We start from the raw sequence: 21,019 nt of genomic DNA, 5'->3' as shown, positions 1-21,019 counted from the left end.
TATCTAGGCATCTTGCCTGTGCGATATCTAGGCATCTTGCCTGTGCGATATCTAGGCATCTTGCCTGTGCGATATCTAGGCATCTTGCCTGTGCGATATCTGCGGTTAAAAAATCAAATCCTAAGCCATTACCATTCCCCCATCCACATTAAAAACCTGCCCGGTTATATAAGCGGCCGCCGCATCTGCCGCCAAAAACTTCACCATCCCGGCAACTTCCTCAACTTCCCCGTATCTCCCCAGCGGAATATATTTCAAAATCTCATCAGACTTGACATCTTTAGTCATATCTGTAGTGATAAAACCCGGTGCAACTGCATTCACAGTAATCCCGCGACTCGCCAACTCTTTCGCCACAGTTTTAGTAAATCCAATTACCCCAGCTTTCGCCGCACTGTAATTAGCTTGTCCGGGATTGCCCATTTGTCCAGCAACCGAAGCAATATTAATAATTCGGCCGCTTCGCTGTTTCAGCATGATTTTACTGGCAGCTTTCGCACACAAAAACACGCCGGTTAGATTCAAATCAATTACCGCTTGCCAATCTTCCAACTTCATCCGCAGCAGCAAAGTATCGCGAGTAATGCCGGCATTGTTCACCAAAATGTCAATCCGTCCCCATTTTTCCATGACATTACTGGTGAGTAAATCTACTTGGTCAGTTTTCGAGACATCTGCTGCAAGCGCCACAGCTTCTCCTCCAGCAGCGACTATTTCTGCTACCACCTCATCAGCAGCAGCACTCGAACTCGCATAGTTTACGGCGACTTTAGCGCCCTCTGCCGCTAGGGCTAAAGCAACGGCGCGACCGATTCCCCGCGACGCACCGGTCACGACAGCAACTTGACCCGGCAATCTCTGAAAAGTCTCTGGTAATAATTCCATAATTGTATCCTCGCAATCTACCAGAGAATTTTGCACTAAAATCGAGCCAGAACCCAAAAAATTATTTTGTCTTATGGCAGTTCAAAAACAGTTCAGCAGTTTTGAGGAGTTACTATCGGGCTCTGACTTGCCCGTGTTGGTGGATTTTTACGCTACTTGGTGCGGGCCTTGTCAGATGATGGCACCGATTTTGGAACAAGTGAGTGGTCAGATGAAAGACAAGCTGATGGTTGTCAAAATTGACACGGATAAGTACGAACAGTTGGCGTCGCAGTATCACATTTATGCTTTGCCGACTTTGGTGTTGTTCAAAAATGGCGCTGAGGTCGATCGCATTGAGGGAGTTATGCAACCGGCGCAGTTGATCGATCGGGTGCAACCTTTCTTGTAACCGGAGCCCATTATCTCACACGTAGGGTGCGTCAGCCAATAGACATTTCCCAAAAAGATATTCAAGAACAGGCAGGATGCCTGTTCCACAACAATTATGGGAGATGTCTAATATCTGATCAATTATGAATAAGATAATCCTAGTTGACGCACCCTACTGATGAAGACTCCCAGCCACGCTATTATCAATCTGGCAATTCTCGGCAAACCGCAACTGCCGCAAGCTAATCTCATTATTGCGATCGGCGGAATTTTGCCGGATATTCCAATATTTTTATTTTACTTTTGGGCGAAATACATTGCTCGCTTGCCCGAAGCTACAATTTGGTCAAAAGCATATTATGAGCCTTTTGTGCAAGATATTGTGGCTCTGTTTCATTCTATACCTCTGGCGGTTATTGGTTTGCTAATTGCTTATTACTTTGGCTGGCAAAGTGTGCAAATTTTGTTTATCAGCATGATACTACACTCTCTGGGAGATTTGCCTGTCCACAATGACGACGCTCACCGACACTTTTTTCCGTTCAGTAATTACCGTTTTATCAGTCCGTTTTCTTATTGGGATCGGAAGCACTACGGGTCAATTGTTTCTGTGGTGGAAATGTTGTTAGTGCTGCTGTCAACTTTCCGGGTTTTTGGTTTTGTTAATTCTTATGCTGGTAAAGTATTGTTGATTTTGGTGAATAGTTTTTACTGGGCTGGCGCGGTTTATTTTCAGGTGCGAGATCTATTTAAATTCACTTCCCAAAGATGAAACATGAACTAGAAATTACCAATTAGCAATTACCATATTGTTAACTACGCCGAATATTAAAACAACACCAATCTTGGCGCTTCCACAGAGTAGCGACAATCCAGCCATGCTGTTCGAGAGTGTCGGCAATTGGCTTAGCTTGTTCGAGCAAAATGCCGCTGAGCACGCCCCAAGTAGTGGGTTTGCTAATTGCAGTGAACTGCGGGATTAAATCAATGATTACTTCTGCTAAAATGTTGCAGATCAAACCGTCGATCGGCTCCTCTACCATTTCTTTCAAACGATCGATACTTCCGAGCTCTGCAACCAACTGCTGAGAATTAACGCGGTTGAGTAGTCTGTTGCTAATGGTCGATCGCACTGCCAAAGGATCTGTATCCAAAGCATAAACTTTTGTAGCGCCCAACAACACCGCGCCGATCGACAAAATACCCGATCCGCAGCCGATATCAGCAACGATGCACTCTTTGTCATCAAAACCGAGACGCATTTCCAGCGACTCCAGACAAAGTTGAGTAGTAGCGTGAGCACCAGTACCGAAAGCCACACCCGGATCTAAACGCAAAATGAGGCGATCGGTATCAGTCGGTGGGGGCAGCCAAGCCGGATTAATTAAAAAGCGATCGCCCACTTCTTGAGGCTGCCAGTGCTCCTTCCAAGTGCTGCCCCAGTCTTCATCTTCAATCAAATCCCACTGCATCGCGGGTATGGGCAAACCTGCACACAGAGCATCTTGGCGCAGCCACAGAGACAGAGCGGCCAAATCCAGCAATCCTGCCTGTTCTTCGGGCAAATAAGCCGACATCAGGCAGGAATTGCTTTTGATCTCAGTAGCAGTTCCCTGACAGTTAAATCGTTCCAGACGCCAAAAGATGATATCTTCCAGCGCCGGATCGCAAAGAATTCTAATTTCCCACCAGCTATGTGCCATAACGATTTTAGATTTTAGATTTTAGATTTTAGATTGGCCCAGGGGAACTGGAGACTGGGAACTGGGGAGTGAGGAATGAGGATTGGCTAATAGAAAAATTCCCGCTTTCAGGCCAATGACCAATAACCAATTACCCATTACCAATTATCAGCCCTGGCATCCAAAATCTAAACTCCTAAATCCGTCAAAGATTTACCGTGTAAGCATCCCGAATTCCCGGAACTTTTAGGATCTCAGCCAGTATCCCCTCTGGTAGAGGGTCATCGAGGCTCAAAACCATCACCGCATCGCCTCGCACGATTTTACGGCCTACCTGCATACTGGCAATATTGACATTAAAACTGCCCAATTGGGAACCAATTTTGCCAATAATCCCCGGCATATCGCGGTGCAGGGTAAACAGCATATGGTGAGTGGGGGAAACGTTGACCGGGAAATCGTCAACGCTGGTAATCCGAATTTCGCTTTCGCCGAGCACTGCACCTGTCACGGTGTGTTCGCCGAGGGTTCCCTTGGCCGAGAGGTGCAGGGAGCCGGTGTAGTCGCGAATTGAGGCGTCTCTGGTTTCGACGACGCGAATTCCGCGTTCTTTGGCTTCGATGCTGGCGTTGACGTAGTTAACGCGCTCTCGCAGGGCTTGGGAGAGTAGGCCTTTGAGGGCGGCAACGACTACGGGCTGGCTTTGGTTGCTGGCCAATTCGCCTTGCAGTTGAACGTTGAGGTAATCGACTCGGCCTCCGGCTAGCTGGCTGACGAGGTTGCCTAGGGTTTCGGCGAGTTGCAGGTAGGGTTTGAGTTTTTCGATCGAGTCTGGGTAAATTCCTGGTATGTTAACAGCCGATCGCGCGGGCAGCCCCAACAGCACGTCGCGAATTTGTTCAGCAACATCGATCGCCACATTCACCTGAGCTTCGGCTGTGGATGCTCCCAAGTGGGGTGTCAGCACGATGTTCTGCCCGACACTCCGCAGCGGGGAATCAGCTTCCAGCGGCTCGTGTTCGTAAACGTCCAAAGCTGCGCCGGCGATCTTGCCTTCTTTGATGGCTTCTGCGAGGGCTGCTTCGTCGATGATGCCGCCTCTGGCGCAGTTTATGATGCGGGCCGTGGGCTTCATTTTCGACAGCACTTCAGCGTTAATTAAGTGCAGGGTTTCCGGCGTTTTGGGGATGTGCAGGGTGATGTAGTCGGATTCGCGCATCAGCAGTTCGAGTTCTACCAAGCGGCAGCCCAACTGGTCGGCTCTTTCGGTGGAAATGAAGGGATCGTAGGCCAGCAGTTTCATGCCCATTGCTTTGGCTGCGGCGGCGAGGTGGGAGCCGATTTTGCCCAAACCGACGATGCCGAGGGTTTTTTTGTAAACTTCTACGCCGAGAAAGCGGTTGCGTTCCCATTTACCCGCTTTGACGGATTCGTTAGCTTCCGGGATGTGGCGGGACATCGAGAGCATCATGGCGAGCGCGTGTTCGGCGGCGGCGATCGTGTTGCCTTCGGGGGAATTGACGACTACAATTCCTTTGCGGGTAGCGGCGGGTACATCGACATTATCTACGCCGACGCCGGCTCTGCCGATAATTTTAAGTGAATTCCCGGCTTCAATGATTTCTTTGGTAACTTGGGTGCCAGAACGGATCATTAAAGCGTCGTAATCTGGAATAATTTTTACCAGTTCTTCGGCTGAGAGTCCTGTGTTTACGTCAACTTGCGCGACTTGGGAGAGGATGTCAATTCCGGCTTGGTCGATCGGATCGGATACTAGAACTTTAGGCATAGCAAGCAATTGAGTGCAATAGTAAAAATAGACCGAGCGTTGGCGAGCTCAAAGTTGAGACTTAGACTTAGAGCAGTATCTAACAGCTCAGCTCAAGCTTGCCTTTGTGCAGTTTGAATTGTATCTGTATTCGGTCAAGGTCGGCCGTTTTTTGCATGAAATATTTTAGCTTTGCGGGCGATCGGACTCTCTGATCGTCGGAAAATCCCCCAAGTGCTTAGCTAGTATGTCTTTTCGGTCTATAATACACTTTGGCTATTCCAGCCTAACTATCAGGAATTGTTGTCTAATGAATTATCTTATCGCCGTACTGCCCGATCGAATTCAAGCCGAAGCTGCCTACTGTGCTCTGGAAAAAGAAGGCTTGCCTATGAAGCAAGTGAGTATTTTGGGCCGCGGCTACAAAACTGCTGATGAATTTGGCTTGATCGACCCGAACCAGCAAGCGAAGAAACAAGCTAAACTCATGGCTATTTGGCTGATTCCCTTTGGCTTTATTGCTGGCGTTACTTTCAGCTTGATTACTGAGTTGAAGACTTTTGCCTGGGCGGGGGAAATTGGCGATCACGCGATCGGTGGTGTACTCGGTGCGATCGCCGCTGCGATGGGCAGTGTTTTTGTTGGAGGCGCGGGCGGTATGGCTTTTGGTAGTGGCGATGCTTTGCCCTACCGCAACCGTTTGAATGCGGGTAAATTTTTGATTGCGGTTAAGGGTACTGATGATTTGACTGGGAAAGCTGCGAAGATTTTGCAGCAGTTTGAACCGGAAAATATCCAAGGTTATACAGAGACTTAGTTATTTGTTTGTTAACAGTTGACTGTTGACTGTTGACTGTTGACTGTTGGCTGTTGACTGTTGGCTGTTGACTGTTGGCTGTTGACTGTTGGCTGTTGGCTGTTGACTGTTGACTGTTGACTGTTGACTCGTGTAATATTTGGAGGCAGTTATGGAATTACCAACTATCCCCCTACATTCTCCCTTAGAATTAACGCTCGAATTAACAGACGAGCAGTTTTTTCAGTTGTGTATTGACAACCGGGATTTAAGATTTGAACGGACTGCTAGTGGAGGATTGATTAGACCTCTTGCAAAAATAGCTGGGACGGGCAAGATGCCCATCCCACAAAAAGTTTTTTCTCTTGTGGGATGGGCATCTTGCCCGTCCGAAAATTTGCTTAAAAGGACTTTTGCAAAAAGTCTATTATTAGAGACTGTTGGCGAATCAATAAAGGGCTTCACCCCTCACCCCTAAAAATAGTGGTTCTAGACTAAATGTCAAATTGACCATATAGCCATTAACTACCAATAGTGAACGGAAATACTGCCTCCCAGAGGTGATGGGTAACACCCCCAGCGAATTCGCCCACAGTCTCTTTCAACCGCCGTCTTATCTTTTCCCGCTAATTGATGGTATAACCTATGAAAATCCTCCACGGGACTTGGATTCCTCAAGCAGAAGAGAATTTTATTCAACCTGGAACGTTTTATATTTGGGTTGAAACCACTGAAAAGAAAAAACAGCCTGCTAAGGTTCATCCCCGACAATTGAAGACGGCACAGTTAAGAGAGTTTCTAACGAAAGAAGCCGGGATTCAAATGTCACCAGTTAGCAATACAAGTGCGATGGGGCGAGAATACGCGATCGTCCCTCGGTATTTTTTACTCCCCACTGCCGACAACCAGCCGTTGCCCTCTTTAGAGTTAGCGCGATATTTAGAGACAGAGTTACCCGAAACATTTGAGTTGGAGTATTGGCAAGTTGATTGTGTGTGCATCGTCACCCACACTTTGACTAAAGTATTGAACGATCTGCATTTTTTTGCCCTCTACGATTTAGCAGAAGTTCAGTTTGGTTCAGACTTGCTATTTTGGTATCACTACACCCAAAATTTTAAGCAAATTGTTCTGAAAGATCATTATATTCCGGCGTTGCGCTATCGAGAAACTGCTCCGATCGCGATCGCACCCATCGAAACATCCGAACCCGCTGAGAAAGCCACGCGCGGGCGTAAGAAAGCGGGCGAGACAAAAACCAAAACAACTGCAAAAACTCCAAAAACACCTGCCAAAATTGAACCCAGCTTTGAGATTTATCCGGGATGGGAAATTGTTTCAACACAGTACGAAACTGATTTACAACGCTATGTTGAATGGATGCCTTTAGTTTGTGTGTCCGGTTTTCGGAAGATCCAGCTACAAGATACACCAAAGTTCTACGATCGCGAACGGTTGCTGCGGCATTTTTCCGAGTGTGCGATCGTGGAAATTGTCACTCAAACCCCCATCCCAGCATCGTTTGAAAATAAGATTGCGGATTCTTTACTCCAAATCTGCCTCAACCAAACACGAAAAATCGCGCCAGTAAGCCTTGAACAATACCGGCAATGGCAAACCTGGCGCGATCGCATTACGCGCAATCAATCTGCTGACTCATTCTCCCTCTGTTTTCAACTACAATCCCCCGAAAACCCCGAACAACCTTGGGTTTTAGAGTTTCAGGTGGCTGCGAAAAAAGACCCATCTCTGCGGATGCCGTTGCAGGATTATTGGCGATCGCGATCGACTCAACAAAAACAGTTGCAAACACAATTCGGAGACAACTTTGAGCAACATTTGCTGACAAATCTCGGCTACGCTGCCCGCATTTATCCCCAACTTTGGCAAGGGCTAGAAACCGACAAACCCGTTAACATTACCCTCAGCTTAGATGATGCTTTCACCTTCCTCAGCGAGTCCGCTTGGGTATTAGAAGATGCCGGATACAAAGTGATTGTCCCCGCTTGGTGGACGCCGAAGGGACGGCAGCGGGCGAAGATTCGCCTGCAAGTCAAAGGGAAGGGCAGCAAAAGCGCTGCAATCAAGGGCAAAGGATTGTTTTCGGCGGATTCCTTGGTGGAATATCAATATGAATTGGCGATCGGGGGTGAACGGGTTAGCGAACAAGAATGGCAGGCGTTAGTAAATAGCAAAACACCGCTGGTACAGTTCCGAGGACAATGGATGGAACTGGACAAAGACAAGATGCAGGAGATGCTAAATTTTTGGCAAAAACATCGCGAAGAAAACCCCGATTTAAGCCTGATTGACTTTATGAAGTTGACGGCAGAAGGAGAAGCGAGCGAACAGTTGGAGGTTGAGCGCGATCGGGCTTTATCGGATATGTTGGAGAAGCTGAACGATAAGAGTCGGTTAGAGTTAATTGCAGATCCAGCAAAGTTTCAAGGTAAGTTACGGGATTACCAAAAGCGCGGCGTTTCTTGGTTGAGTTATTTGGAAAGTTTGGGATTAAATGGCTGTCTTGCCGATGATATGGGTTTGGGTAAATCGGCGCAGGTAATTGCTCGATTATTGCAAGAGCGGGAAGTTTTATCTACTACAAAAGAGACAGAAAAAGAGACAGGAAAAGCGATCGCACCTTCGGTTCTACCCACGCTGCTAATTGCGCCCACATCCGTAGTTGGCAACTGGCAAAAGGAAATGGAAAAGTTTGCTCCAGAATTGCGATCGCTGATTCACCACGGCCCTCAACGTTTGCAAGATGCCAAAGCATTTAAAGCCGCCGTCCAAGGTTGTGATATGTTGATTACTTCCTTTACCTTGGTGCGAAAAGATGAGAAGCTGTTGAGCAGCGTAGCGTGGCATCGCGTGGTAATTGATGAAGCCCAGAATATTAAAAATCCCAAAGCGGCGCAAACCAAGGCGATTTTAAAGTTACCTGCTACCCATCGACTAGCATTGACTGGAACACCGGTGGAAAATCGATTGTTGGATTTATGGTCAATTTTTAATTTCCTCAATCCCGGATATTTGGGAAAAGAGGCGCAGTTTCGGAAGTTGTTTGAATTACCGATTCAAAAACATGGGAGTCGCACGCAATCTGCAGCGCTCAAAAAATTAGTAGAACCTTTTATCCTGCGCCGTCTGAAAACCGATAAGTCGATTATTCAGGATCTCCCCGACAAAGTTGAGCAAAAGCTCTACTGCAATCTCACCCGCGAGCAAGCTTCGCTTTATGAAGCGATCGTCAAAGAGGTAGAACAAGAAATTGATGCGACGGAAGGGATGAAGCGCAAGGGGATGATTTTGGCAACACTGCTGAAGCTGAAGCAAATTTGTAATCATCCGCGCCAGTTTTTGCAGGATGAAAGTGAGTTTACACCAGAGCGATCGCACAAACTGGAACGGCTGATCGAGATGATTGAGGAAGTCAAAGCAGAAGGCGAAAGTTTATTGGTATTTACGCAGTTTACAGAACTGGGAAGCGCGTTGGAAAAATATATTAAACAAACGCTACATTACAACACTTACTACATCCACGGGGGAACCAGTCGCGAAAAACGGGAACGGATGATTTCAGAGTTTCAAGATCCAGAGTCTGAACCTTCGGTATTTATTCTGTCACTGAAGGCCGGCGGCGTGGGAATTACGCTGACAAAAGCCAATCACGTGTTCCATTTCGATCGCTGGTGGAATCCGGCAGTGGAAGATCAGGCGACGGATCGGGCGTTTCGGATCGGACAGGAAAAAAATGTGTTTGTGCATAAGTTTGTGGCGATTGGCACTTTGGAAGAAAAGATTGACCAAATGATTGAAGACAAAAAGAAATTGGCAGGGTCAATTATTGGTGCTGATGAATCGTGGTTAACTGAGTTGGATAATGAGGCATTTAAGAAATTAATTAGGCTCAATAAAAATGCGGTTTTAGATTAGGAGAAATCAAAGATGTCACAATTTACTCGGACTTGGTGGGGCAATAAATTTATCGATGCGTTAGAAAGATTTACAGATTCTGGGCGACTCGGGCGGGGACGTGCCTATGCACGAAACGGCAAGGTAAAAAGCTTTGGCATGAATGATGGGTTAGTGATGGCACAGGTGAGAGGCTCGGTTAATCCTTATTTTGGGGTTTATAAGGAGCCTCTGTACACAACTCAAATTGAGTTTGAGCCAATTAGTCAGGCAAAGTGGAAAGTGGCGATCGCCCAAATGGCATCAAAAGCCAGCTTCATTTCTCGGCTGCTGCTCAACGAAATGCCCGACAATATTGAAAAGGCTTTTGCACCCCTCGGATTGCACCTTTTACCCAGCAGCCGCGAGGACTTTAAGACTACTTGTTCGTGCCCCGACTATAGCAATCCCTGCAAACATATTGCCGGAGTTTATTATTTGGTGGCGGCCGAATTGGACAAAGATCCATTTTTACTGTTTGAATTACGGGGGCTTTCTAAGGAAGTGCTGCACCGCGAATTAGCAAAAACGCCTTTGGGCTTGGCACTTTCTGCCGAGTTGACGGCGGATGCAGCGGCCCCTGTGGCGGTGGAGTCCTATTACACGCGGGCGATCGCCAGTGAGGCGCAAACGGTCAGCCTGAAAGAGTTTTGGCACGGTGCGAAGCGGTTGCCGCCGACGATTGAGGTGGCAGCGCAAAGTGGGGTAAGTGCGATCGTGGTGAAGAAACAGGGAGATTTTCCACAGTTTTGGCACAAGGATGGTTCGTTTATTGAGGCGATGGAAGAACTGTATTTGCGGGTGAAGAAGAATAAGTAGTTGGGTAGACAATTTGGCTGCCATACTTGATCGAACTCTTGCAAAAACTTTAACTCGAAGACTTCATAGATTTGGTACAATAATCGTGCTCATCATATCAGCTTTACCAGCAACTAAAATCATAAGATCGTTATTTGATGATTTTAGACTATAATTAAATTAGTGCGACTGTTAAAAAAGTAGACTTTTTAGTTACAGCAAGCTTTGGCAATTTCAAATTAGAATCTAACATTAACTGATGTTACAAAGAGAAGAACTGTTAAAAGGCATCGAAAACCGCGAATGTGTGGCGCGGGCGATCGACCAAGCGGAACAAGCAATTAAAACTTGGGAAGTTACTCTGACTGATTTTCTGTCGCCTCCAGAATTGGCGGACACTCTGACGGTATTTAAGCGCTTAACAGACGTGGAATTAGTGGCTTGGGGCGGCTACCCGCAAGCTGAAAGACAAAGAATTGCGATCGCGCGATCGGATATCCCGATCGACTCTGCTAGCGTTAATGTTGCTGCGGTAGAAATCGCTGGCAATTTCTTGTTCGATACAGCTTCTCACCGCGACTTTTTGGGGGCGATGTTGGGTACGGGAATTGTCCGGGAGAAAACTGGCGATGTGATTGTTTTGGGAGAACGCGGCGCGCAAGCGATTGTCATGCCTGAGATGGTAGAGTATTTGGAGATGAGTTTGCAGCAAGTGCGATCGGTTCCCGTGCAAACGCGGCGCATTGAGTTGAGCGAACTCAAAATTAGAGAACCTAAAAAGAAAGAAATGACAACCGTGGAAGCATCCATGAGATTGGATGCTGTCGCCTCGGCTGGATTCGCAATGTCTCGCAGCAAAATGGCCGATTTAATTGATAGTGGCGACGTGCGAGTTAACTGGAAAGACGTTACTCAAGCTAGTTATAATGTCAAGTCGGGAGATTTAATTGCTGTTACGGGCAAGGGAAGATTGGAAATTGGGGAAGTTGCTGTTACTAAGAAGGAACGCTATCGAGTGCAATTAACTCGATATTTGTAATTTATCGGCGGCATCTTCGGCTTGTGGAACAGGCATCTTGCCTGTTCTTAAGAATGCTAAGGCGAAGATGCCCAACCCCTACTCCCCCAAAAAATTGACTCTTTGTGGAACAGGCATCTTGCCTGTTCTTAAGAATGCTGCAACATATGAGTTATACCACCCAAAAACCCCGAAAAACCCGGTTTCTTTGGTTTTATGCGTAATATCATGTCCGGTCAATTAACCATGATTCCTGTAGGGGCGGGTTCACCAAGATATTGAATAGAAACGGGAAAATCTGTAAACCCGCCCCGGCCTTTAATCGCGGTCAATCGATCGGACATGATATAAGTCCTAAATCCAAATTATCGGGGAAAAGTTTTCCTTACCAACACGGCGATACCCAGCATTAACAAGCCAAATAGTAAGCCAAACAGCAGACTCAAGATAATTGTCGCAGCAAAGGGATGCAGCGGTAGAGAAAAATCGAGTTGCCATTTAATCGGTGTATCCTTGATTAGAGGATACGCGGCGGAAAAGATTTGTCCGCCGCCGATCGCAGTTCCGACAAAAAAGATGATATTCTCAAGCTGGCGATCGCGCTTTTTCTCGTCTTCTTCCTTTTGCCTGTATAATTCTATTTGTTCGCGATCGCGCGTTTTCTCCTCTTCTTCCTTTTGCCTATATAATTGTATTTGTTCGCGATCGCGCTGACGTTCTCTTTCTTCCTTTTGCCTATATAATTGTATTTGTTCGCGATCGCGCTGACGTTCTCTTTCTTCCTTTTCGCGATCGAATTCCACCTGTTCGATTTCCACCATCCCGCGCACAGTGGATATCGACTGCTGGAACAAATCTTGACTGGCAATCAGGTAGTTTAAATCGATTTCAATTTGCCGTTGATATTTATTCTCAGCCAAATCTAGAAACTTCTGCAAGAAATCTAGATTATCGCCGGGGATGCACAAACTTTTAATTTTTGTCAAGGCATTACCATAATTTTCAGCATTAGTGTCAATAGTATTTTTGCCTTCTTTCAAATACCGCACTTGCTGAGCACAATCAAACATTTTAGTGCGGACTTCAGCCAGCAATTGCTTTAACTTCTGCAACTTAACTTGTCGATTTTGTTCGCTTTCTATTTGACTGAATTCGGGAAGCTTCTTTTCTAACTCGCTGACTATTTGCTGTGCTTTGCGATACTTTTTCCTAGCTTCGCGATACACAAATACGATTTTAGCGCGAGAGCACAGCAGATTCATCAAGTAAGAGTTAAATGTCGGCGTTGCGAATTTCAAAGTTTGGGGATTCTCTTGCAACCATACTAGAAAGTGACATCGCTTATTCGCATCATCTTCGCGGCTGTCATACTCAAAAATCGGACTGCCGAATAACTTTCCTTCGGCGCGAAACTCTACTAATGGTTGCTCTTTATCTTGTACAAAAGCTTTAACCGATTCGTCAGCTAGTTTGCGGTAAGTATCATAAACTGCTGGTTCGGCGTATAATAATAAGGTTGGTCCCAGAGAGGGTTTAATTGCATTTGGCAACAAGCAACCTTGGGGATTTAATCGAGTTAAGTCAGCTACTTTCTTTGTGACATTTTTATAGTAAAATGTCAAGTCTGCGGTGTAAGTGTCGTGAATTCGTAGCGCATAAATAGAACCATCAAGTTTCTGGTTATCTGGCTGAGTTATTTGCTGAAAATTAAGAGTTTTTCCATCGGGCTTTAGTAATTTGCCGTTATTCTGATTTTCCTGTTTATCGTCTGGTTCGTACTGTCCGTTTTTGTAGCAAGTTAGCTTGTCTCTGAGGGATTTTAGTTCGTTGATGTTAAATTCTTTGCCGACATTATCTGCTAGATTTTCCCACAAGGATTGAGCATTTTGGGCTACTTGTCCGTAGCCTTCGTCGCTATCATCCCGCAGGTGGAAAGGATAGAGGGTAATGCTGGGATTTTTAATTTGTTGTGGTTCCTGCATAGTCGAATCCGGGAAATACAAAACATTATTTTAATTCCATCTTAGTCCGCGCAGGCGGACATCGTTTGTGTAGACGCGATTTCCAATCGCCCGGTACCTCAATCGCCCGGATTTACAATCCCCCCGTACCTCAATCGCCCGGATTTTTAATCACCCAGATTTCTAAGATATAATTATTGGGATATCATCGCGGGATAAATCTATCTATCCCGGCGGTTGAAACCGCGGCTACACAAACAAAACCCGCCGACGCGGGTTGAAGATTTCACCGGGTGATTTTTCATCAAGCGGTAATTTTCAATCACCCGGCGGTTGAAACCGCGGCTACACAAACGAAACCCGCCGACGCGGGTTGAAGATTTCACCGGGTGATTTTTCATCAAGCGGTAATTTTCAATCACCCGGCGGTTGAAACCGCGGCTACACAAACGAAACCCGCCGACGCGGGTTGAAGATTTCACCGGGTGATTTTTCCTCAACCGGTAATTTTCAATCACCCGGCGGTTGAAACCGCGGCTACACAGACAAAACCCGCCGACGCGGGTTGAATAGAAGTTTCATATATTCTACGAGAAATGAGAGAAAATTTCACGCAGTTGTATCTACACTATGTTTGGGCAACATGGGATAGATTGCCTTTAATTACTCCCGATATTCAGCCAGCAATTTATGCAGCTATAATTGGAAAATGTAACAACTTAAAATGTACTGTGATTGCTGTTGGTGGTATAGAAGATCATGTACACTTGCTAATAGGTTTTCCGTCAACTTTGACAGTATCTGAAATTATTAAGGAAGTTAAAGGTAGTTCTTCTCATTTGGTAACTCACGAACTTAAACCGGGTGTTTTTTTTAAATGGCAAGGTAGCTATGGGGCGTTTACGGTTAGCCGTGATGCGATCGACACTGTAGCTAACTATATCAGAAATCAGGCTGTTCACCACCGTCAAAAATCAATGATTCCTGACTGGGAATTCGTTTCTGATCCTGCTTTTGCAAGTTCCAAGAATCCACCCGGCGGTTTTTAATCACCCGGCGGCTTTTAATCACCCGGCGGTTTTTAATCACCCGGCGGTTTTTAATCACCCGGCGGTTGAAACCGCTGCTACACAAACAAAACCCGCCGACGCGGGTTGAAGATTCCAGCCGGTGATTTCTCATCACCCGGCGGTTGAAACCGCGTCTACACAAACAAAACCCGCCGACGCGGGTTGAAGATTCCACCGGGTGATTTCTCATCTCCGAATACCTTCTTCGTCCGCGTAGGCGGACATCGTTTGTGTAGCCGCGATTTCCAATCGCCGGGGTGTCAATCGCCGGGGTGTCAATCGCCGGGGTGTCAATCGCCGGGGTGTCAATCGCCGGGGTGTCAATCGCCGGGGTGTCAATCACCGGGGCCTCAATCACCGGGGCATCAATCACCGGATACCTCAATCACTCAGCGGTCGATTCTGTGCCCAAAGTATCAGTTTCAACCACATCCACAGAAGACTCAGACAAACCCAGTCGAATCTTATTTTCCTTCAGCGTTTCGTAAAACTCCCTCACAATTTCCTCCGGTGCATCGCTATCACCGCCGCCCGCACCCATTTGATAAATTTCGTTCTCCAAATTTTCTTCTATTTGAGGTCTAGTTTCGCACCAATCCTTGATTGTTTGAGCAATAACATTCACATTATCTGTCACAGAATCATCAAGCGCTGATAAGTGATTGACAAATAGCTTCGGATCGGATATTTTCAATAACTTATTAAAAGCCGCCACAATTTCTTCAGGTTTCGCATCATCGGGAAGTGACATTACTAATCTCCTTAAATCTGTTTTTTCAGTTGATAGCGGTAAAGTTTCGGTTTCGCCAATTAAGGTGAATGCAGCCCAAGCTATGGGACTCGGAAATCGAGCTTTTGTGGTTAGCATAGCACACCGCAAGGCGGCTGCTCGATTCTCGCCCCGTGCTAAGTTTTGGTAGAATTCAGTCATTAGTAATTTGGCTGAATTCGCTCCCATATTCCACAGGGAAACGATGATGCTGGGGACTCCGGCGAGGATGAAGCAGCGCGACAATCCGATGACTCCATCTCCCGTGATTTTACCGCGCCCGGTGCTGCAGGCGCTTAAAACTACCAGTTCGGAATCGAGTTCTAATTTCAGGATTTCTGCGGCGTTAAGGGCGCCGTCGTCGGTGTCTCCTGATGGTGCTAAAATAATCGCGCCTGGGATGCCGGAACCTTGGAAATCATCGAGGAGTCCGTGGGCGGATAAATGGATGATGCGGGTGTTTAGCATTCTGTCTAAAATGGCGACTTTTGTGGCATTTTCTCCGCTAATTGCTTCGGTTCCTAAAGTTGCGGCAATGGCTTCGCCTGCTTCTTTTGCCCTGGGGATTTGGCGGAGTTTGTAGGGTTCTGACTTGAATTTTAGGTGGATGGTTGGATCGCCGACAATTAAGGCGGCTTGTCTCAATCCTCGGACTCGGTTTTGATGTTCGCGGGTGAGTTCTAATACTTGGATGGATGGGCTGGTGAGGATGGTATGATTTTCGATTAGGTAGCGGTTGTTGCTATCTTGCAAGGCGGCGAAAGGAACTAAAAATAAGTCGTAGTGGGAGATGAAAATGATCGGGGAATTGGCATCGGTGGGGAGTAAGTCGATGATGGGTTCGATCAGGATTTGATGGAGGAGTTGCAATAGGGGAAAGCGGCCTGTTTCGTCTCGATTGTACTGGGATTCTAGCTGAATTTTGTTGCCTTCGTCGTCGGTTTCATCGGTGCCGATGGAGACGCGGCTTTTGAGGATAATTTGTTTGAGGGTTTGGTTTTGTTGGTTGAGGAGTTCGAGGTTGGCGGCGCGATGGGTGATGTTGCCGTTTGGTTGGATTACCCAGATGTAGATGTACATGATGTCTTCTGGAGCAAAAATCGAATATTCAACTATTGTGGAGTTTCTGGAGCGGGCGATTTGTTGGATTTTGGAAATTGATAATCTATTTGTTTCGTCATTTGCTGGGACATCATTTGTTAATAGGGTTTGTTGCAATAGTTCGACGAAGAGACGGGTGCGGGACATTTCTGATATTTCTAAGGCTTCATCAAATTTAGATTGGTCGACTAGGATTTTTTGCAGCATGTGATAGGCAGATACTTGGGTTTCAAATATTGAGGTTTTATGGTCGTTATTTACTAACTCATAACGCAGAGTTTCTCGAATTGTGATCGAGGCGCGAACTGCTGTTTCAGCTTCTGCAAGTTGGTTGGTTACTAGCAAAGTAAGTCCCAAGCTGCTGAGCACAATTGATTCTGACTCGCGATTTCCAATTTCCCGTGAAATCATTAAAGACTGTTCGTGAAATTCGCTCGCTTTGTCGTATTGCTCTAGGGATATGTAAGTATTGCCCAAACTATGGAGGGATGCAGCTTCTCCACCGCGATATCCGATTTCCCGTGAAATCACTAAAGACTGTTCTTGAAATTCGATCGCCTTGTCGTATTGCTCTAGGGAACCGTAAACAGTACCCAAACTACCGAGGGATGCAGCTTCTTTTTGGCGATCGCGTATTTCCCGTGAAATCACTAAAGACTGTTCGTAAACTTCGATAGCCTTATCGTATTGCCCTAGGGAGCTGTAATTATCGCCCAAACCCTTGAGGGGGCCAGGTTCTCCTTTGCGATTTCCAATTTTCCGTGAAACCACTAAAGACTGTTCGTAAACTTCGATAGCCCTGTGGTATTGCGCTACGCCATCGTAAACTAAGCCCAGATTGTTCAGGGAAATAGCTTCTCCTTTGCGATCGCGTATTTCCCGTGAAATCACTAAAGACTGTTCGTGAAATTCGATCGCCTTGTCATATTGCCCTAGGGAATTGTAAGCTAAGCCCAAACCGTTGAGGGATGCAGTTTCTCCATCGCGATATCCGATTTCCCGTGAAATCACTAAAGACTGTTCGTGAAATTCGATCGCCTTGTGGCATTGCCCTAGGGAATAGTAAACAGTACCCAAATTGCCGAGGGAAGAAGCTTCTCCTTGGCGATATCCGATTTCCCGATAGATAGCTAATGCCTGTTCCCAAGACTGCAAAGCTTCTGGAAATTGACTGAGTTTATGCTGCTGATGTCCTTGTTTAAATAGTCTGTATCCTGCTGAAAAGTCGCCATCCACCTTAGGCAGTCGCCGTATAATATTTCTCAACCAATTAAGCATAGTTTAACTTACCTTGTTTTCTGAGATTATCTGCCTCTTCTAGCATTGCCGCCACCAAGCCATCATCCAGCAATTCCGGGTGAGTGTTCAATATCTCCGCTGCATCGCCGCTGGGACAGGTTAGCAGTTGATTTATCAGGTTGAGATAGGCTTGTTGGCGTTCTGAGTTCATGGCGATTGGGGATTTGGGATAGTTCTATCTATTCATTTATTATCAGTGAAACTCATCTGTTTGGGGCTGGCGATGCCCAGTTTTTTGTAGGGGTTCTCGCATTTGGGCGACAATATTTGCAACACCACGGGGATTTATCGTTTATTCGTCGGCCCGATGGTTTGTCCGGGGGGTTGTTTGTTTGTCCGGGGGGTCGTTTGTTTGTCCAGGGGCTCGTTTGTTTGTCCGCGAGTCCGCCAGGGGTTGAAACCCCTGTCTCATAGCTAAAGTCGGTTGAAACCGACTGAAGAATGGTGACAAATAATCGATTATGGTGACAAATACTTGATTGTTGATTTAATTTGCTTTTCAGTCCTCTTGAGAGGACTTTAGCTATGAGACGGGGGTTTCAACCCCCGGCGGACTTGTGGGGTAGCGTCGGGGATTTTGGTGGCGGGGATTTTGGTAGCCCGAATGTGCGACCTTTTGGGAAAATTTGGGTTAGGGGCGATCGAATGTTTGTCCTTGGGTGGGGGCAGGTTTATTTATATTGTCAACGATCGCGATTATTCCTCTTCCGCCCGAAACAGCTTTCCTACCGACTTCACCAAAAGTTCTCGCGGCATCAATCGAGGCAGATTGGCGATGATTTGATTGGGAATTCCCCCTGTCACAACATTAGACTCATTTTTCTCTAAAGCTTTCAAAGCATCTCGCACTACCTCCGCTGCGGGAACGAGTTTTTGCCCGCTGCTGGATGCCATTGATTGAGGGAATTCAGCTACTGCGAAAAAGTCCGATTCTGTCGGCCCTGGACAAAGGCACAAAACGCCAATTCCTAAATCTTTGTTTTCCGCCCAAAGTGCCTCGCTGAAACTCAAAACAAAGGCTTTAGTAGCTGCATACATTGACAAGTACGGCATCGGTTGAAAAGCTGCAATGGAGGCAACATTGATGATACTTCCTGATTTTCGCTGCCGCATTCCCTGCAAAAATAAGTGCGAGAGTTCAACTAATGCTACAATATTTAGTTGCACCATTGTTAGTTGTTTCGCAAGCGGGCGATCGGCAAAAGCACCGTAATCGCCAAAACCCGCATTGTTCACCAACAAATCAACCGTCCAACCTTTTTTAACAACCGCGTCAAATACAGCATTTGTGGCTCCTGGTGCGGTCAAATCTTGAACGATAATTTCCACCAAAATATTGAATTTCTGTTGCAGTTGAGCTGCTAGCTGTTGCAATTTGTCTTCGGAACGAGCTACCAAGATTAGATTGTGCTGGCGTTTGGCTAATTCGGCGGCAAAGGCTGCACCAATTCCGCCAGAAGCACCGGTGATTAAAGCAGTCGGCATGAACTTAATTCGGATTATTTGATGTGGGCTTTATATATTTTAACAATTATCTGGACTTATACCCATTTCATAAAGTAGCGCTAGATATTACCCCCCCAACCCCCCCTTATTAAGGGGGGGCTAAGACTTCATCCATAGCACATCTTTAGAAAAATGGTATTACGCATAAATACCAAAGAAACCGGGTTTTTTACTTTACTTAAAGGCTCGGATGCAGTATTTTAGTAAAAAAACCCGGTTTCTGCATCCCAGACTCAATTATTTACACGGGAACCTGTAAAATAATTAAAAGGGAATAGGTGAGTTTTATGGCGCGTCTTACCGATCGAGCTTTTGAAATTTTGCGGGCCGAAGTTGACAAGTGCGCGGCGGCTGATAGTCTAGCGGGTGATGTCTACCGACGGATGGTAATCAAGCGGTTGGAGAAGTTACGATCGCAAAACGGCACTTTCGCCTCAAGAGAAGAAATCCGCGATACCTTCAAAGACGAATTTCCCAACTTCAGCGAACAAGCTCTCAAAGCTGCCGTCAAAGCCAACCGCCCGCCCGGATTGTTCGGTAAAATTATTTTTGCAGGGAGTTTGCTGGGAAGTGCTGCGGGGATAATTTGGCTGCTAAATCTACCTTTTCCCATGATTCGCTGGCCCGTGGCCAAAACAATGCCGATATTATTGCTGCCGAGTTTTATCAGTATGGATCACAATTACCGGCAGGCGATCGCCCTTGTGGAACAATCCGATCAACTGGTGAATAAAGCCACGGCTGTCGCTGATTTTGACTTGGGCGAAATTAAAGCAAAAGAGGCTCAAAAACACCTCGACGCCTTGCCAGTTTGGTTTTTAGGTTATTATCCACAAACCTACTGCTCTTTTTTCGGCTGCCGTTGGCGGTTTACAGTCGATGAATTTCAAGCCGCCCGCAAAAATGTTGGGCGGATGGAGGCTCAGATTTTCCAGCAAAAAAATGCTTTTACTCAGTTAAATCAAGTCGAAAAAACTCTCAACGCGGCGAAACAGGAGTATCAGCAAGCCAAAACCGCTGCGGATAGACAAAAAGCAACGGTAAATTGGCAAAGTGCGATCGACCAACTCAATCAAATTCCCGCCGAAACCCTCGCGGGAGAAACGGCTCAGCAGAAACTCCAAGCTGCAGAGAGAGATTTTAAAGCAATGGGCGGTGTAGCCACCGGATCGGTGCGTGCGGACAACTTAATCGAAGCAGCAAAAGAATTTGCATTAACTGCCGCTGTAGCATCCCAGAAACCGCCTCATTCAGCAGAAACTTGGCAAAAAATCGCAGATTTATGGCAAGCTGCCATTGAGAGACTCAGCCAAATTACATTTGATAATCCGGGCTATCTTGACGCTCAAACAAAATTAGCTGAATATCAAAATAATTTAGGCACTACAAAGATTCGACTGACAGCAGAGAGAGAGTCAGTGGAAGCTTTGAACCAGGCTAAGAGCTTGTTTGCTTCCTTGCAAAATAATGTAAATTCTCCCCGTCAAAATCCCGCTTACGCCCTCGGCCACTTGCAAGAAATTATCAATCAATTAGAATCTGTAAAACCGGGAACAACTGTTTATCCAGAAGCTCAAAAATGGCTGCAATCGGCTCGAAAAAAACAGAAAGAATGGCAAAAAAATTAGTCAGTTGTCAGTTGTCAGTTGTCAGTTGTCAGTCAACCGTCAACCGTCAACCGTCAACCGTCAACTAACAAATTACCAAGTCGGGTCAACATACAGATTAATTGTCACTTGCTTTTTTCCGTAAGGGATGCCGGAAATACAAGCACAAATCGTATCTCCGCCATCAATTTCTACTTCGCAAGCGTGACAAGAACCCATGAGACAGCCGGTAGGAATAGAAACCCCTGCACGTTTAGCTACATCTAGCAAAAGCTCTCCTGGTTCAGCTTCAACTGTCACGTTATCTGGTAAAAAACAAACTTTTGTCATTGAATTTGAACCTCCACTCTAACAAACAACTGTCAACTGTCAACTGTCAACTGTCAACTGTCAACTGTCAACTGTCAACTGTCAACTGTCAACTGTCAACTGT

At 46.2% G+C, this 21,019-nt stretch carries 17 protein-coding genes and 1 pseudogene; 9 read left to right on the top strand and 9 right to left on the bottom strand.

Going from position 1 to position 21,019, the window contains the following annotated elements; genetic code table 11:
- Window positions 1-120: 120 nt before the first annotated feature.
- Complete coding sequence (gene fabG, locus QUA16_RS28395) at window positions 121-885, bottom strand: 3-oxoacyl-[acyl-carrier-protein] reductase (RefSeq protein ID WP_333105193.1); 765 nt, start codon at window positions 883-885, stop codon at window positions 121-123.
- Window positions 886-958: 73 nt separating this feature from the next.
- Here fabG and trxA point away from each other — a divergent pair, with 73 nt between their 5' ends.
- Window positions 959-1,276, top strand: coding sequence for a thioredoxin (trxA, locus tag QUA16_RS28390; protein ID WP_333105192.1), 318 nt, complete (start codon window positions 959-961; stop codon window positions 1,274-1,276).
- Window positions 1,277-1,435: 159 nt separating this feature from the next.
- Window positions 1,436-2,029, top strand: a complete 594-nt coding sequence (locus tag QUA16_RS28385) for a hypothetical protein (protein ID WP_333105191.1) — start codon at window positions 1,436-1,438, stop codon at window positions 2,027-2,029.
- 40 nt (window positions 2,030-2,069) lie between these two features.
- Here QUA16_RS28385 and prmA read toward each other — a convergent pair whose 3' ends face one another.
- Entirely contained in the window at window positions 2,070-2,960 is an 891-nt protein-coding gene (prmA, locus tag QUA16_RS28380; RefSeq protein ID WP_333105189.1) for a 50S ribosomal protein L11 methyltransferase, read from the bottom strand.
- Between the two features lie 184 nt (window positions 2,961-3,144).
- Window positions 3,145-4,728 (bottom strand): phosphoglycerate dehydrogenase, encoded by a 1,584-nt coding sequence (gene serA / locus QUA16_RS28375; RefSeq protein ID WP_333105188.1) that lies wholly within the window; start codon window positions 4,726-4,728, stop codon window positions 3,145-3,147.
- A gap of 289 nt (window positions 4,729-5,017) precedes the next feature.
- Between serA and QUA16_RS28370 the strand changes: the two genes are divergently transcribed.
- From QUA16_RS28370 to QUA16_RS28350, 5 genes and pseudogenes are all read left to right on the top strand, one after another.
- On the top strand, window positions 5,018-5,524 hold the full coding sequence (locus QUA16_RS28370; RefSeq protein WP_333105187.1) for a hypothetical protein: 507 nt from the start codon (window positions 5,018-5,020) through the stop codon (window positions 5,522-5,524).
- Between the two features lie 151 nt (window positions 5,525-5,675).
- Window positions 5,676-5,807, top strand: a pseudogene (locus QUA16_RS28365) (Uma2 family endonuclease); the annotation flags it as partial.
- Window positions 5,808-6,148: 341 nt separating this feature from the next.
- Window positions 6,149-9,439: a DEAD/DEAH box helicase gene (locus tag QUA16_RS28360; RefSeq protein WP_333105186.1), complete on the top strand. Its 3,291-nt coding sequence runs from the start codon at window positions 6,149-6,151 to the stop codon at window positions 9,437-9,439.
- Between the two features lie 12 nt (window positions 9,440-9,451).
- On the top strand, window positions 9,452-10,276 hold the full coding sequence (locus QUA16_RS28355; RefSeq protein WP_333105185.1) for an SWIM zinc finger family protein: 825 nt from the start codon (window positions 9,452-9,454) through the stop codon (window positions 10,274-10,276).
- A gap of 238 nt (window positions 10,277-10,514) precedes the next feature.
- The gene (locus QUA16_RS28350) at window positions 10,515-11,294 is read left to right on the top strand and encodes a photosystem II S4 domain protein (RefSeq protein WP_333048915.1); all 780 of its coding nucleotides are present in this window, start codon (window positions 10,515-10,517) and stop codon (window positions 11,292-11,294) included.
- Between the two features lie 344 nt (window positions 11,295-11,638).
- On the opposite strand, the gene QUA16_RS28345 is transcribed toward QUA16_RS28350, so the two are convergent.
- Complete coding sequence (locus tag QUA16_RS28345; protein WP_333105184.1) at window positions 11,639-13,255, bottom strand: hypothetical protein; 1,617 nt, start codon at window positions 13,253-13,255, stop codon at window positions 11,639-11,641.
- Window positions 13,256-13,455: 200 nt separating this feature from the next.
- Complete coding sequence (locus QUA16_RS28340; RefSeq protein ID WP_333181511.1) at window positions 13,456-13,716, bottom strand: hypothetical protein; 261 nt, start codon at window positions 13,714-13,716, stop codon at window positions 13,456-13,458.
- Window positions 13,717-13,830: 114 nt separating this feature from the next.
- On the opposite strand from QUA16_RS28340, the gene tnpA reads away from it, so the two are divergent.
- Window positions 13,831-14,283, top strand: coding sequence for an IS200/IS605 family transposase (gene tnpA, locus QUA16_RS28335; protein WP_333105181.1), 453 nt, complete (start codon window positions 13,831-13,833; stop codon window positions 14,281-14,283).
- Between the two features lie 406 nt (window positions 14,284-14,689).
- On the opposite strand, the gene QUA16_RS28330 is transcribed toward tnpA, so the two are convergent.
- The 3 genes from QUA16_RS28330 to QUA16_RS28320 form a co-directional block, all read right to left on the bottom strand.
- The gene (locus QUA16_RS28330) at window positions 14,690-17,452 is read right to left on the bottom strand and encodes a CHAT domain-containing tetratricopeptide repeat protein (protein WP_333105179.1); all 2,763 of its coding nucleotides are present in this window, start codon (window positions 17,450-17,452) and stop codon (window positions 14,690-14,692) included.
- Window positions 17,445-17,624, bottom strand: a complete 180-nt coding sequence (locus tag QUA16_RS28325) for a hypothetical protein (protein WP_333105178.1) — start codon at window positions 17,622-17,624, stop codon at window positions 17,445-17,447. The genes QUA16_RS28330 and QUA16_RS28325 overlap by 8 nt, the downstream gene beginning before the upstream one ends.
- A 545-nt stretch (window positions 17,625-18,169) precedes the next feature.
- Entirely contained in the window at window positions 18,170-18,958 is a 789-nt protein-coding gene (locus QUA16_RS28320) for an SDR family oxidoreductase (RefSeq protein ID WP_333105176.1), read from the bottom strand.
- Between the two features lie 308 nt (window positions 18,959-19,266).
- On the opposite strand from QUA16_RS28320, the gene QUA16_RS28315 reads away from it, so the two are divergent.
- Window positions 19,267-20,607 (top strand): hypothetical protein, encoded by a 1,341-nt coding sequence (locus QUA16_RS28315; RefSeq protein WP_333105175.1) that lies wholly within the window; start codon window positions 19,267-19,269, stop codon window positions 20,605-20,607.
- Window positions 20,608-20,679: 72 nt separating this feature from the next.
- On the opposite strand, the gene QUA16_RS28310 is transcribed toward QUA16_RS28315, so the two are convergent.
- Window positions 20,680-20,916, bottom strand: coding sequence for a 2Fe-2S iron-sulfur cluster binding domain-containing protein (locus tag QUA16_RS28310; protein ID WP_333098507.1), 237 nt, complete (start codon window positions 20,914-20,916; stop codon window positions 20,680-20,682).
- Window positions 20,917-21,019: the final 103 nt, after the last annotated feature.

The organism is Microcoleus sp. S13_C3 (assembly GCF_036700905.1).
GTDB lineage: Bacteria > Cyanobacteriota > Cyanobacteriia > Cyanobacteriales > Microcoleaceae > Microcoleus.
The sequence above is the reverse complement of the archived record's forward strand: the minus strand, read 5'-3'. Positions and strand labels throughout refer to the sequence as shown.

Excerpts from the sequence above, each read along its gene's own strand:
- fabG (WP_333105193.1), bottom strand. The coding sequence starts at position 885 with ATGGAATTATTACCAGAGACTTTTCAGAGATTGCCGGGTCAAGTTGCT.
- trxA (WP_333105192.1), top strand. The coding sequence starts at position 959 with ATGGCAGTTCAAAAACAGTTCAGCAGTTTTGAGGAGTTACTATCGGGC.
- QUA16_RS28385 (WP_333105191.1), top strand. The coding sequence starts at position 1,436 with ATGAAGACTCCCAGCCACGCTATTATCAATCTGGCAATTCTCGGCAAA.
- prmA (WP_333105189.1), bottom strand. The coding sequence starts at position 2,960 with ATGGCACATAGCTGGTGGGAAATTAGAATTCTTTGCGATCCGGCGCTG.
- serA (WP_333105188.1), bottom strand. The coding sequence starts at position 4,728 with ATGCCTAAAGTTCTAGTATCCGATCCGATCGACCAAGCCGGAATTGAC.
- QUA16_RS28370 (WP_333105187.1), top strand. The coding sequence starts at position 5,018 with ATGAATTATCTTATCGCCGTACTGCCCGATCGAATTCAAGCCGAAGCT.
- QUA16_RS28360 (WP_333105186.1), top strand. The coding sequence starts at position 6,149 with ATGAAAATCCTCCACGGGACTTGGATTCCTCAAGCAGAAGAGAATTTT.
- QUA16_RS28355 (WP_333105185.1), top strand. The coding sequence starts at position 9,452 with ATGTCACAATTTACTCGGACTTGGTGGGGCAATAAATTTATCGATGCG.
- QUA16_RS28350 (WP_333048915.1), top strand. The coding sequence starts at position 10,515 with ATGTTACAAAGAGAAGAACTGTTAAAAGGCATCGAAAACCGCGAATGT.
- QUA16_RS28345 (WP_333105184.1), bottom strand. The coding sequence starts at position 13,255 with ATGCAGGAACCACAACAAATTAAAAATCCCAGCATTACCCTCTATCCT.
- tnpA (WP_333105181.1), top strand. The coding sequence starts at position 13,831 with ATGAGAGAAAATTTCACGCAGTTGTATCTACACTATGTTTGGGCAACA.
- QUA16_RS28330 (WP_333105179.1), bottom strand. The coding sequence starts at position 17,452 with ATGCTTAATTGGTTGAGAAATATTATACGGCGACTGCCTAAGGTGGAT.
- QUA16_RS28325 (WP_333105178.1), bottom strand. The coding sequence starts at position 17,624 with ATGAACTCAGAACGCCAACAAGCCTATCTCAACCTGATAAATCAACTG.
- QUA16_RS28320 (WP_333105176.1), bottom strand. The coding sequence starts at position 18,958 with ATGCCGACTGCTTTAATCACCGGTGCTTCTGGCGGAATTGGTGCAGCC.
- QUA16_RS28315 (WP_333105175.1), top strand. The coding sequence starts at position 19,267 with ATGGCGCGTCTTACCGATCGAGCTTTTGAAATTTTGCGGGCCGAAGTT.
- QUA16_RS28310 (WP_333098507.1), bottom strand. The coding sequence starts at position 20,916 with ATGACAAAAGTTTGTTTTTTACCAGATAACGTGACAGTTGAAGCTGAA.